11 protein-coding genes are annotated in these 12,859 nt (G+C 65.0%); 5 read left to right on the top strand and 6 right to left on the bottom strand.

Features of this window, described 5'->3' with window-relative positions:
* The first annotated feature begins 2 nt into the window (after nt 1-2).
* The 3 genes from CYD53_RS11125 to CYD53_RS11115 all read left to right on the top strand — a co-directional run bounded on the left by CYD53_RS11125 (nt 3) and on the right by CYD53_RS11115 (nt 2,777).
* Nucleotides 3-707: a response regulator transcription factor gene (locus tag CYD53_RS11125; protein WP_103718159.1), complete on the top strand. Its 705-nt coding sequence runs from the start codon at nt 3-5 to the stop codon at nt 705-707.
* Between the two features lie 71 nt (nt 708-778).
* Nucleotides 779-2,326, top strand: a complete 1,548-nt coding sequence (locus CYD53_RS11120; RefSeq protein WP_103718304.1) for a sensor histidine kinase — start codon at nt 779-781, stop codon at nt 2,324-2,326.
* Nucleotides 2,319-2,777, top strand: a complete 459-nt coding sequence (locus CYD53_RS11115; RefSeq protein WP_103718158.1) for a ribosomal maturation YjgA family protein — start codon at nt 2,319-2,321, stop codon at nt 2,775-2,777. The genes CYD53_RS11120 and CYD53_RS11115 overlap by 8 nt, the downstream gene beginning before the upstream one ends.
* Before the next feature lie 79 nt (nt 2,778-2,856).
* Here CYD53_RS11115 and CYD53_RS11110 read toward each other — a convergent pair whose 3' ends face one another.
* A complete protein-coding gene (locus CYD53_RS11110; protein WP_103718157.1) occupies nt 2,857-3,225 on the bottom strand; it encodes a winged helix-turn-helix transcriptional regulator in 369 nt (122 codons plus the stop codon).
* Between the two features lie 126 nt (nt 3,226-3,351).
* Between CYD53_RS11110 and CYD53_RS11105 the strand changes: the two genes are divergently transcribed.
* On the top strand, nt 3,352-3,936 hold the full coding sequence (locus tag CYD53_RS11105) for a glutathione binding-like protein (protein WP_103718156.1): 585 nt from the start codon (nt 3,352-3,354) through the stop codon (nt 3,934-3,936).
* 526 nt (nt 3,937-4,462) lie between these two features.
* On the opposite strand, the gene CYD53_RS11100 is transcribed toward CYD53_RS11105, so the two are convergent.
* The 3 genes from CYD53_RS11100 to CYD53_RS11090 form a co-directional block, all read right to left on the bottom strand.
* The gene (locus tag CYD53_RS11100; RefSeq protein ID WP_103718155.1) at nt 4,463-5,848 is read right to left on the bottom strand and encodes an RNB domain-containing ribonuclease; all 1,386 of its coding nucleotides are present in this window, start codon (nt 5,846-5,848) and stop codon (nt 4,463-4,465) included.
* 374 nt (nt 5,849-6,222) lie between these two features.
* Nucleotides 6,223-7,947, bottom strand: a complete 1,725-nt coding sequence (locus CYD53_RS11095) for an ABC transporter ATP-binding protein (protein WP_342751695.1) — start codon at nt 7,945-7,947, stop codon at nt 6,223-6,225.
* Between the two features lie 296 nt (nt 7,948-8,243).
* Nucleotides 8,244-9,263, bottom strand: a complete 1,020-nt coding sequence (locus CYD53_RS11090; protein WP_103718153.1) for a glycosyltransferase family 2 protein — start codon at nt 9,261-9,263, stop codon at nt 8,244-8,246.
* A 137-nt stretch (nt 9,264-9,400) separates the two neighbouring features.
* On the opposite strand from CYD53_RS11090, the gene CYD53_RS11085 reads away from it, so the two are divergent.
* Nucleotides 9,401-10,573: a glycosyltransferase gene (locus CYD53_RS11085; RefSeq protein WP_103718152.1), complete on the top strand. Its 1,173-nt coding sequence runs from the start codon at nt 9,401-9,403 to the stop codon at nt 10,571-10,573.
* A gap of 18 nt (nt 10,574-10,591) precedes the next feature.
* Here the strand turns inward: CYD53_RS11085 and CYD53_RS11080 are convergent, their stop codons facing one another.
* Together CYD53_RS11080 and CYD53_RS11075 are read right to left on the bottom strand one after the other, a co-directional pair.
* Nucleotides 10,592-12,061, bottom strand: a complete 1,470-nt coding sequence (locus tag CYD53_RS11080) for a mannose-1-phosphate guanylyltransferase/mannose-6-phosphate isomerase (protein WP_342751694.1) — start codon at nt 12,059-12,061, stop codon at nt 10,592-10,594.
* Nucleotides 12,058-12,822, bottom strand: coding sequence for a hypothetical protein (locus CYD53_RS11075; protein WP_103718151.1), 765 nt, complete (start codon nt 12,820-12,822; stop codon nt 12,058-12,060). Before CYD53_RS11075 ends, CYD53_RS11080 begins: the two co-directional genes overlap by 4 nt.
* Nucleotides 12,823-12,859: the final 37 nt, after the last annotated feature.

Genomic DNA, 12,859 nt, shown 5'->3' with positions numbered 1-12,859 from the left:
CAATGGCGCCCCGCATACTCGTGGTCGATGACGACAGCCATATCCGCGAGGTCATCTGTTTCGCGCTCGAGAAGGCCGGCATGGCAACAGTGATCGCACGCGATGGCGTGCAGGCGCTGGAGAGCTTCAGGCGCCAGCCCGCCGACCTCGTCATCCTCGATATCGGCATGCCGGAGATGGACGGGCTCGAGGTCTGCCGGCAATTGCGCAAATCCTCGGACGCGCCGATCCTGTTCTTGTCGGCGCGGGACGAGGAGATCGACCGGGTCCTGGGTCTCGAAATCGGTGGCGACGACTATGTCACCAAGCCGTTCAGCCCGCGCGAGCTGGTGGCGCGCGTCAGCGTGATCCTGAAACGCACGCGTCCTGGCAGGGCCGTCGCTGCGGCGCCAGCCGAGCCGCTGTCGCGCGGCGCGCTGCAGCTTGACCCGGAAGCCCATCTGGCAAGCTTCGCCGGCAAGGCCCTGGCGCTGACCGGCATCGAGTTCGCGATCCTGAAGGCCTTTGCCGCGCGTCCCCGCCAGGTCTTCAGCCGCGAGCAGATCCTGGAAAGCGCCTATGCCGGGGCCGTCCATGTCGCCGACCGGACGATCGACAGCCATATCCGCAACATCCGCGCCAAGCTCGCAGCCCTGGGTTGCGACAGCGCCATCGAGACCGTGCACGGGGTCGGCTTCCGGCTCGGGCGCTGCGAGGCGGGGCCGTGAAGACGCCGGCCACGCCTGCGGCCCGGGTCGCCGCGAAATGGCGGCCCAATCTCAGCCTCATCGTCTTCCTGATGCTGACGGCGGTGCTGGCGCTGCCATTCATCGGCCTGTTCTTCTTCCGGATCTATGAGAACCAGCTGGTTCATCAGACCGAGGCCGAGCTGATCGCGCAAAGCGTGGTTCTGGCCGCCGTGATCCGGCAGGATTTCGAGAGCAACCTGCCCACTGAGGCCGTGCTGGGGGCGCAGGCTCCAGCCGAGCCGGCATCAGACGAGCCGTTCAGGCCGATCCTGCCCAGGCTCGACCTGACGCGTGACGGCATGCTCGGCCGCAGGCCTGAGGCGCAGCCCGCGCCCGCGCCCGCCAGCGCGGCCTTCCGGGCCGCGGGTGAGCGCTTGTCGCCGCTGCTTGCGGAAACGCAGCGCGTCACGCTGGCGGGCTTTCGCCTGCTCGATCCGCAGGGGGTGGTCATCGCCGGGCGCGAGGAGACCGGCCTGTCGCTGGCCCATGTCGAGGAGGTTGCGACTGCGCTAAGCGGCCGCTTCACCACGACGCTGCGCCAGCGTGTCTCGAAGAATGCGCCGCCGCCGCTCTACTCGCTCAGCCGTGGCACCAGCATCCGCATCTTCGCGGCGACGCCGATCATCCTGCGCGGCCACGTCGCTGGCGTGCTCTACGCCTCGCGCACGCCCAGCAACGTCTTCCGCCATCTCTATGAGGAGCGCGGCAAGGTCGTGCTCGCCGGCCTCTCCGTCGCCGCGCTGACCCTGCTGATCGGCCTTGCCTTTCACCGCACCATCACCCGCCCGGTGCATGAACTGATCGCCCGGACGGTCGCGATCGGCCATGGCGACCGCGCCGCCATGCGTCCCTTGCGCAATCACGGCACCGCCGAGTTCGCCAAGCTGTCGCAGAGCTTTCTCGACATGGCCGGCAACCTGAACAACCGCTCCGACTTCATCGCGACCTTCGCGGCGCATGTCTCGCATGAGCTGAAATCGCCCCTGACGTCGATCGAGGGCGCGGCCGAATTGCTGCGCGACGATATCGCCGGCGAGGGCCGCGCGATGAGCGACGAAGAACGCCGCCGCTTCCTCGGCAACATCATCACCGACACGCATCGCCTGACCGCGATCACCAACCGCCTGCGCGAGTTGGCCCGCGCCGAAAGCACCCCGACCGGGGGCGCGACCAGCCTCTCGCCCGCCATCGCCACGCTCCAGCGGGATGTTCCCGAGCTCGCCATCCGCGCGGAGGGCGACCTCGATGGCTTGATCCGCATCTCCGCCGAGAATCTGCGCATCATCCTGTCCCATCTCGCCGACAATGCGCTGCGCCATGGCGCGACCGAGCTCGCCATCGTCGCTGCAGTTGAAGCCGACCGGCTCCACCTCACCATCTCCGACAATGGCAGCGGCGTCTCCCCGAACAATCGGGCGCGGATCTTCGACAGCTTCTTCACCACGCGCCGCGACAGCGGCGGAACCGGCATGGGCCTTGCCATCGTTCGCGCGATGCTCGACGCGCACAGCGGCTCGATCGAACTTCTCGACCCCGAGGCCGGTGCGGCCTTCAAACTAGCCTTTCAGCGCGCCGTCGAAGGCGAGATTCATGGCTGAACCGAGCTCGCCAGAAACGAGCCCGCGCTCACGCAGGGTCATGATCGTCTTCTGCCTCGCGATCATCCTCTTGGGCCTGCTGCTGCGGCGCTTCGGCCCCGGTCTCGGCCTGCCCTTCGGCGTCGTGAAATATGGCGGCTCGCTGCTCTGGGGCACGATGGTCTATGCGCTGCTGGCCGTCATCGCCGTGCGACGACCGGCTGCGCAGTTGGCAGCTCTTGCCGCCTTGATCGCGCTCAGTGTCGAGCTGTTTCGCCTCTGGCACACGCCCTGGCTCGACGCCTTCAGGCTGACGACGCCAGGCGCGCTCTTGCTCGGGCGCGTCTTCTCGCCATGGAATCTCGTGGCCTATGGGGCGGGGATCGGGCTGGGCTGGGGCGTTGATCGTCTTCTGCGACAAGAGGGCGCGTCATGTCCCAGGGATGCGCGCTCAGGGAATGCGAGCCGTTGACGGCCGAGTCTGGCCCAAAGCGGACTTCTCAATCATCTCCGCTTCTCAATCGCCTGCAATCATCGGGATCGCGGATCGATCAATGCTGACGAGCGTCGTACTGGCTGCGGTGCTCCTTGATTCTTCCTTGATGAGCTGCCGCCCAATCGGCGAGATGCCGCACGGTTTCGGATAGGGAATGTCCGAGCGGGGCCAATGTGTATTCGACCTGCGGGGGGGTGGTGTGGCGAACGGTACGTTCGACCATGCCGTCGCGTTCCAGTGTCTTAAGCGTCCTCGTCAACATCTGCTGCGATATGCCGCCCACCTCCCGCTTGATTCCGTTGAAACGCAGCGAACCCAAGCGAAGTGCGATGACCACCTGGATCGTCCACTTATCGCCGACGCGGCTGAGGATCTCGCTTACACCACGGCAGTCGGTTCCTGCCGGTTTGTCAGTCATATCCATCTGACCAACTCCTGAAAATATGCCTTTGACGGCAATTTTTTGGTCTCATAAATGGCCGTGGTCAACATTGCTGACCTTGCTTCCGAGCTGGAGATGTCGAGCAAGGTCTAGCACACGGAGATCACCATGAACCTCTTCTATTACCCCGCAGCCTGCAGCCTTGCCGACCACATCGCGCTCGTCGAGGCCGGGCTTTCCTACAAGCTCCTCAGCATCGACCACGAGAAAAAGACAGAAGACGGCCGCGATTTTCTGTCGATCAATCCGAAGGGCTACATCCCGACACTTGAGATGGACGACGGAACAATCCTCACCGAGAATCAGACAATCCTGACTTACATTGCGGAACGGAGTGGCAAGCTCCTGCCCAAGGACGGCCTCCTCAGGTGGAGGACGCTGGAAGCGCTCGCCTTCATGTCCTCCGAAATCCATGGAAACTATAACCCGTTCTTCAGGGACTACCCGGAGCCGGAGAAAGTGCGTGCCCGCGAAAAGCTTAGAAAGGCCTTCGCCATCCTCTCCGGCCAGATGGGCGACCAGTCGTTCCTGTTGAGCGACGAGGTCACGATTGCTGATTGCTACCTCTTCTGGGCCTTGATGGCTGCGCCGAGAAGCGGCATCGAGCTGCCGGAAAATCTGGGGAACTACTTCGATCGTATGAAGGTGAGGCCTTCCGTCATCCGGGCGCTCGCTGAGGAGGGATTGGGCTGATCGGGCGGCAGTTGCTGGCAGCCGAACATTCCTGGTGTCAGGCGTGCCATGATAGTCGTGTGTTCGGTCTGGAAGGCCACGAGTAAGCTGACGTCCACGTCTGGCGCGATCCGGGCCAATGCGGCGGCTGACGGGACGTTCAGTTCCCCACCTCTTGTGGATTCCACGAAAACCGGCTTTCGGACAGGCTCGCTTGCAAGCCGGCGGGAATTGCGCCGGCCAGGATTTTTACCGCTTCCGGGAACCCTGCGGGCGTTGTGAGCGGCCCCCCTCCCACCCATTTCGTCCTGCTTCAGGCTGGCAGCACCACGACCGTCGCCCCCCTGGGGACGTAAGGCCGATGCTTGGGCCCTTGATCACCGGGATCGTGTGCCGCCCCGGGAAACCCTGCGCCTCGCCGCCATCCCGATCGCGCCAGATCCGACGCTTGTCCTCGACCGCCCTGAAGCCGCCGAGCGTCATCTGGGTCGAGGCAGCTCTGCGATCCTCACCGGCTGCAGGACGGGCTCTCGGAATGTCATCGCCCTCAACCTGCTCGCTCGAAGGTGACCGTGTGTTGCAGGGGATCGGCGGATGTCAGCTTGACCCGGATCCGATCGCCCGGCTTGCCGCCTTGCCCGTGAACCCGCGTGACCACGGGCAGCTCGCAGAGCTGGATGCGCAGGCCGTGCTCGTCCGCATCGGTCACAACGGCCTCGAACGTGGTTCCTTCGCTGCCCTGAAGCATCAGGGCTTCGGCGAGGTCGATCACGTTTCGGTCGATTTGCCCGTCGCGCGCATCGGCCCGCGCCATCACCGCGGGCAATTGCTCGAATGCGGCCGACACCGCCGGCGGCACCGGCTGGCCGTTCGCGACCGCCAGCGCAGCGCGCACCACATAGCGATCTGCGAGGCGGCGCAGCGGTGCCGAGGCGTGCGCATAGGTCGCCGCCATCGGCGCATGCCAGGGCACGATGCCGTCGCGATAAGGAACATAGCCTGCACCGCCGCTGGCCCTGCGCACCGCCAGCATGAAGGCCGCGTGGCTGCTGTCGTTGGGATTCAGCGTCTTCTCGAACTGGACGAGCGACTGCATGTCCGGCCATGACAACCCCAGGGCACGTGCGCTCTGGCGCAGGCGCTGGACGGCCTTTTGATCCGGTTCCGGCATGACCCGGAACAGGCCGGTCCGGGCCGCCAGCAGCGCGGCCGCGATGGCGACATTGCTGGCCAGAGACAGGGCGGCGTTCTGATCCTCGGCGCGCAGGCGCGGGCGGAAGACCAATTGGTAGCGGCCGTCGCCGAGAGCGTCGACCTCCTGTTCCGGCGGGTCCACGCGCGCTGCGCCGCGCCGGCTCTCGGCAGCCTCGATACGGCGGGCGAACTCATCGAAATCGACAGGCAGATCGGCCGCCTTGACCCCGTCATAGGCGAGCTTGGCGATGCTGCGGATGACGGCCCGTTCGGCGCCGTCGAGATGGGCATTGCCAGCGGTGTCGACCCGGGTGGTGAAGATCACCGCCGGCCGCAGGACAGCGGGCAGGAGGCTCGCTGCGCCCTCGGCGAGAACCGGCGGATACAGCCCGGCCTTGCCGTCCGGCAGATAGAGCGTCGTGCCGCGCTGCCAGGCTTCCCGGTCGACCACGTCGCCATCGTCGACGAACCAGGCGACATCGGCGATGGCGTAATGCAGCAGCAGGTCGCTGCCGCTGCGCTCGATCGTGAAGGCCTGGTCGAGATCGGTCGAGGTCGCGGGGTCGAGCGTGACGAAAGGTTGGTCCGTGCGATCGACATGCGCGCTCGGCGCGCGATGGGCAGCCGTTTCCGCAGCCGCAAGGACCGCGGGCGGAAACTGCGCGGGCACGCCGAATTGCCGGCGTATCGCCGCCATTCCGCCGATCAGCGCATTGGTGGAATCGATGAGGGTCTTCATCCTGCTCCGCGAGACCTCTGTCCGTTGTTGAGCTGCTGCGAAGCAGCCAGCGCGAAGGTTCGCAGACTGTTATAGTTGCAACCGTTCAGGCTTCACATGCAACGATCGTGACCGGTGATGTCGAGCGATGCACCTCTGACTGGATCGGGGCGGGAGCCGAAGTCAGGAGAGCCCCTTGGCAACGTCCGGTTTCGGGTGATCTTCCAGTGTCCGTCCATGGCGCTTGCCGGCATCGGGAAAGTCATCGATCGAGCGGGACGATCGGCAGGCGGAGGCGGCGTCGAGGCCAAGGTTGGCCCTTTACGGACTCCACGAAAACCGGCTTCCGGACAAGGCTCGCTTGCAAGCCGGCAGGCGTTGCGCCGGCAGGGAATTTACCGCTTCCGGGAACCCTGCGGACGTTGTGGCACGATGAAGCCTCCGGATTGGTGGGCCCACAGCTCGGCGTAGAGCCCGCCGCGATCGAGCAACTCCGCATGGGAGCCTTGGTCGACGATGCGCCCGCCATCCATCACCACAAGCCGGTCCATGAGTTGCAGCGTGGAGAGGCGATGCGCGATGGCGATGACGGTCTTCCCGCGCATGAGGTCCGAGAGCGCATCCTGGATTGCGGCCTCGACCTGCGAGTCGAGGGAGGACGTCGCCTCGTCGAGCAGGAGAATCGGGGCGTCCTTCAGGATCACCCGCGCAATGGCGATGCGCTGGCGCTGTCCGCCGGAGAGCTTGACGCCGCGCTCGCCGACGAAGGCTTCGAAACCGTGGCGCCCCTTGCTGTCCACCAGCCTGTCGATGAAGCTGTCGGCTTGCGCCTTGCGGGCCGCGTCACGCATCATCTGCTCATCGGCGTCGTGGCGGGCGTAGAGGATGTTCTCGGCGATGGAGCGGTGCAGGAGTGATGAATCCTGGGCCACCAACGCGATCCGGGCGCGCAGCGATTCCTCGGTGACGCCGGCGATGTCCTGGCCGTCGATCAGGATGCGGCCCGATTGCGGTTCGTAGAAGCGCAGCAGCAGATTGACGAGCGTGGACTTGCCCGCGCCCGAGCGCCCGACCAGACCGATCTTTTCACCGGCGCCGACGGTCAAGGACAGCCCGTCCACCACGCGGTGCGGCTGGGCGTAGTGAAAATGCAGCTCCTCGAACCGGATCTCGCCATGGGGCGCCGCAAGCGGGAGCGCGTCAGGCCGGTCGAGCTGGCTCAGCGGCTGCGCGATCGTCTTCATGCCTTCCTGCACGACGCCGATATTCTCGAAAATGCCTGCGATTTCGAACGCCACCCAATTTGACATAGCGATGATCTGGGTTGTCAGGAGCATGGCGGTCGTCAGCGTGCCGGCATCGACGCGTCCCTGCGAGAACAGCCAGACGCCGATACCGCCCGTCGTCGCCAGCAGGACCGCGTTGAGGCAGACCAGGCAGAAGACATAGACGGTGTTGAGCCGCTGCTGGCGGGCGAAAGCGGCCTGGAAGCGCTGGAAGCCGTCGCGCATATAGGCGTCGTCATCGCTGCGGCGCCCGAACAGCTTGACAGTCATCATGTTGGTGAAGGTGTCGACGATCTTGCCGGAGATGGCCGAGCGCGTCTCCGAGGTCTCGCGCGAGCGGAGCTGCACCTTCGGCAGCGTGTAGGCGAGGAGCGCGCCGTAGAACAGAAACCAGGCCATCATCGGCGCGGCCAGGCGAATGTCCTGCGTGCCGAGAAGACCGATCGCGGTCGCGCCGAAAATGAGGATCTGCCAGACCGCGCGAACGAAGGAGACGATCGTATCCCGCAGCGGCCGGCCCGTCTGCATGACCCGGTTGGCCAAGCGCCCGGCGAAGTCGTCATGAAAGAAGGCGAGCGGCTGGCGGACGACGTGCCAGTAATTCTGCCAGTTGATCAGCGTCGTGAAAGAGACGGCGATCGAGTGGTTCACGAGCAGGCGAAACAGGATCGTGCCCAGCGGCCGCAACAGGAGCACGATCGCCGCCATGATCACAAGCAGATGGCCGGCCGCGTCGAAAACGCGCTCGCGCGGGACCGACGACAGGATCGAGACGAGGCGCCCGATCAGATAAGGCACCACGGCGTCAACGACGGCAAGGGCAAAGCCGAGCATGAACAGCGCCGCGAACAGGCCCTTCGCCTGACGGATGAAATGCCAATAGAATGTTCGTAGTCCGTTGGGAGGCTCTCCCGGAGGCGATGCTGTCGAATCAACAAGTGAATCGAAGAAGCTGAACATCGCTCCTTATGATTGCTGTGCCGCCGCCGTGGCAACCGCGAATGGTCGCGGTCGGGCGCGAATTCTGGACTGACCGGTCTCGTTTCCACCTGGCCGCCCAAATGATTGGCGGCCCTTCGCGCAATGTCTGCTTGCTGGAGAATGACGAGCGTCCAGGCGCAGAGCTGAACTCAATTGCCATTGCCGATCAGCGTCTTCGCGAGCGCGCCAACTGACCGTTGCTCGGGGCGGAAGCGGATTTCGATGAGATGGCGCGACATGCTGACGGGCAGAAGGGCGACGAGGATATGAAACAGCGAGAGCACGAGTTTTTTGGGCAGTGAGAAGTACTCTTGAGCGACGACCCCGATCAAACGGGGAAGTTGAAAATAACGATTGGCGTCTCCGTTGATCGAGGCAAGGATCAGCTTCTTCTCCAGATAAAAGAACGTTCGCTTGACATCGAGTTGCCGCGATTTCGAATCCTTGGGCATGATCAAGTTGAGGTGGTCGATCAGGTGCTCGAAGCGCTTCATGTGCTGTTCGATCTTGCCAGTGTCGATCGTGCGCCCCACGCCCGACATGTTGCGGGCGTGGACACGGTAAAGCCCGAGCTCCACCGGGAGGGATACGATCTCACCGAAGAAGGGGGCGGCGAGAATGATGATCCCGTCGACCGCATCGTCATATTCGGCTTCGCGCAGCAATTCGCAGAGATCGCGCCTGAACACGTTCCCGGAGGTCGGCGGGCTGACATAGACGCCTGTCCTGCGAACACGCTCCCGAAGGTTGCCGGGCTCGCGGATCAGCTCGGGTTCAGGAACCGCCGAGCCCAGGGAGGTGCTGCCGCCGTCGACGCGGCTCAGGCAGAATTGCACCTTTGCGATCGACGGTTGCAGATGTGGGATGATCGTATCGAGCGCGCCGGGAACGAGCTCGTCATCGGCATCGAGGAACAACACGAACGGCGCCGTCGTCTGGTCGAGGCCAAAGGCGCAGGCCCGGCGCTGGCCGCCATTCTCGATCCGGTAGGCGGTGACCCCCGTCCGGCTGATCACCTCCCACGAGGCGTCCGTCGAGCCGTCATCTATGACGACGAGTTCGCAATCGCTGCGGTTCTGCGCAAGGACGCTGTGGATCGCGCGCTCGACATATTCGGCGTAGTTGTAGCAGTTGATGATCACCGCGATCTTGAACGTCGGGCCGGTCATGCGCCGCTCCGCTAAAGCTTCGATCCCGGCGCCGTGCGCAGTCGTGGCATGGTGCGCACTGCCGGACGCCAGGCATTCCTTGGCGCGGACATTGCAAGAGCTGTACCGCAGAGCCGACCAGCCGGCGGCTTGGGACGATGGCGATCGGGAGCGCGATGTCGGGCAGGAAGACCAGGCTTCTCTACATCGTGCCGCCGACCCGGTCGTTCGCGGGCATTGAGCGCGTCACCGACTCGATTTGCTCGGCATTGGCCACCAATTATGAGCAGGATCTCGAGGTCTCCGTCCTCTACACCTCGCCCTTCGAGCAGATCATCGGCCAGCCGCGGCCATACGCCGTCATTCTGAGCTTCGCCGAGGGACGGCTCGATCTGCTGCGTCGGGTCCGGCGAACGATCGCCAATGGGCAATTCGACCTCGTGATCGTGCCGCAGGTCGAGCCGACGGCGGTGTTCTGGCTCTGCTGCCTCGGCATCCGGCGCCGCTTCATCCTCTATCTTCACGGAAACCCCAGGCTCGAGCGTCGCTCGCTCAAGGCGAGCCTGCTGTTCGAGGCGATGCGATTCCTGGTGCTGCCGCGGCTCGCGCGCATCTTCGGCACGTCGCCACGCCAGCTCGAAGCCTTCCGGGCCGATTATCCGAGTCGCATCGAACATGTCTGGGTGCCCAATCCGGTGCGCTCGTTCGACATGCCGGTGCCGGCACGAGCCCCGGGCAGTCCGGTCCGCTTCGTCACGGTCGGCCGCTTCGCCTACCAGAAGGGCTATGACATCCTGCTGCGCGTCTTCGCCGCCTTCTGCGAGAAACGCGAGGGCGCCGAGCTGGTCCTCGTCGGCTATGGCGAAGAGGAGCCGGCGATCCGTGCCTTGATCGACGAGCTCGGACTCGCCGGTAAAGTGACGATCGAACATCACCCCGAAAGCCCGGCGATCCCGCTCTCGCGCAGCGACATCTATCTCTCGGGCGCACGCTGGGAAGGCTGGTCGCTCGCCATTTGCGAGGCGCTGCGGTTCGGGCTGCCCGTGATCGCCTTCGACTGCGAATTTGGACCAAGCGACATCATTATCGATGAGCGGCTCGGCCGTCTCGTCGCGCTGGGGGATATGGCAGGCTTCGTCGCCGCGATGGTTTACTACCGCGACCATGCCGAGTCCGAGCGCCGCCATGCGCAGTATCGGGCCGACTACATCGATCGCTTCAGCCTCGACAAGGTCGTGCATGCGCATGCACGAGCCCTGCTCGCGGCCGACGGGCGCGTCGAGCGCCAGTCGCTCGACACGGTGAACGCCGAACTCGCCGGAGCATCCTGACGCGATGGCGGCTGCTGCTCACACCCGGCGATAGATGTCCTCGTAGCGAACGATGTCGTCCTCGCCGAGATAAGAGCCGGACTGCACCTCGATGATCTCGAGCAGGATCTTGCCAGGATTGGCCATCCGGTGGACGCAGCCGATCGGCAGATAGATCGACTCGTTCTCGTGCACGAGGATGGTCTCGTCGTCGCGCGTCACCTCCGCGATGCCGCGGACCACGACCCAATGCTCCGCACGATGGTGATGGCTTTGCAGGGACAGCTTCTGGCCGGGATCGACGACGATGCGCTTGACCTGGAAACGAGCGCCGAGATCGAGCGTCTGATAATAGCCCCATGGCCGATAGACCCGGCGGGAGCTGACGACCGCCGGATGCCCGCCGGCCTTGAGCCGCTCGAAGGCGCTCTTGACCTCTTCGGCGCGATCGCGCTTCGTCACCATCACCGCATCATTCTCGACGATGACAACGGCGTCCTCGATGCCGACCAGCACGGTGAGCGGGCCGCTGCTCTGGACATAGCAATTGCGGCTGTCGACGAATTCGACATTCTCACCGCCGGCATTGCCGGTCTCGTCTCGCGCCGAAGCCTCCCAGACGCTCGACCAGCTGCCGACATCCGACCAGCCGAAAGAGGCGGGTACGACACTTGCCAGCTCGGTCCGCTCCATCACGGCGTAGTCGATCGACTGGCGCGGCGCGGCGCCGAAACGCTCTGCGTCGAGGCGATGGAAGCCGATATCCTCGCGCGCTTCCGCCACCGCTGCTATCGCCGCACTCGCCATGGCCGGCTCGTGCTTGGCGAGTGCGGTCATGAAGCTGTCGGCGCGGAACACGAACATCCCGCTGTTCCAGAGATAGCCTTCGTCGAGATAGCGCGCCGCCGTTGCTGCATCGGGCTTTTCGACGAAGCTCATCACCTTGCGCGCGCCTTCGCTGCCCGGTTCCGGCCGGATGTAGCCATAGCCCGTAGCGGGCTTGTCGGGGACGATGCCGAACGTCACGATCCGGCCCTGGGTGGCAGCTGCTGCGGCAGTCTCGACTGCGGCACGGAACGCTGTGAGGTCACCGATCAAATGGTCGGAAGCGAGCACGAGCAAGAGCGCGTGTGGATCGCGCTTCTGGACGAAACTCACGGCTGCGGCGATCGCGGGCCCGGAGTCGCGGCGTGCCGGCTCGAGCAGGATCTCGCCGGCCATCCCGACCTGCTTCATCTGGCTCAGTACGAGGAAGCGGAAATCATCATGGGTGACGATCACCGGGGCGCGAAACAGCGGATGCCGGATTCGGCCGAGCGTCTGCTGGAACAGCGATTCCTCGCCAAGCAGCGAGATGAACTGTTTCGGAAAAGCTTCCCGCGAGGCGGGCCAAAGGCGTGATCCTGCTCCGCCGCAGAGCACGATGGGTACAATCGTGTCGGCGATATTCACGACGGTGGAGGGCGCGGCGGGGACTATCGACGCCTGCGTAGGGGGGGCGAGCTTCACAAGGCCCTCACAGATGGTTTGAGCCGCTCCAAGCCAGAGACGAGCAGCAGGCCGAGGCCAAGTCCAACGGCCTTGACCAAGACGTCGTGCAAGGTGCCGTGGCGTGTCGGTACCCAGGCCTGGGCGAACTCCAGCGTGACGACCGCGGCAAGGCCGATGGCGAAGATCGCAATCCGCTGCCGAGGATAGCCGAGCGCGAACGCCGCCGCAGCGGACAGGAAGGCAAGGCTGCGCTCGACATCGGGCATCAGCCACGACACCGATGGCCGCTGCTCGATGCCAGACACCGTCGCGTAGACGATGACGATCAGGAGCATCCAGCCGGAGAAGCGGGCGAGACGCCTGATCGCCGCCATCCGCGCCCGCACCATGCGCAGAAACCACGTCGACAATCCGCCCGAACCCGCCCACTGGCGCAACGCGCCGCCAACGCCCGAATCCTCGATCTCGGCGCGCCAGGCGGTGAGCATCGCGCTTTGCGCCTGCAATTCTTCGAGCCGGCGGAACGCCGCCATCATCTGCGCCTCTGCCTCGACCAGCCTGGCCTCGTCGGCCGGTTCACGGTCAAAATAGATTCCGTCCTCATTGCCCATCAACGCTGCCGCGCGGGTGCGGGCCTCATCGAGCCGGCCCGATAGCCCGGTACGTTCGCGTTCGATCCCGGCAAGGGCCTGCCCGAGTTGCCGGTACAGCGGCCCGAGCCTGTCGAGATCCGTCTGGCAGTCTCGATGCGAACCACGAAACCGCGCCGGAAGCGTCATTACCCCGTCTCCCATCGCAATGGCGGGCGGCGGTCCG

Source organism: Allobosea psychrotolerans (assembly GCF_002917105.1).
GTDB classification, from domain to species: domain Bacteria; phylum Pseudomonadota; class Alphaproteobacteria; order Rhizobiales; family Beijerinckiaceae; genus Allobosea; species Allobosea psychrotolerans.
Note: the sequence above shows the minus strand (reverse complement) of the source record. Positions and strands in the feature narration are given on the sequence as shown.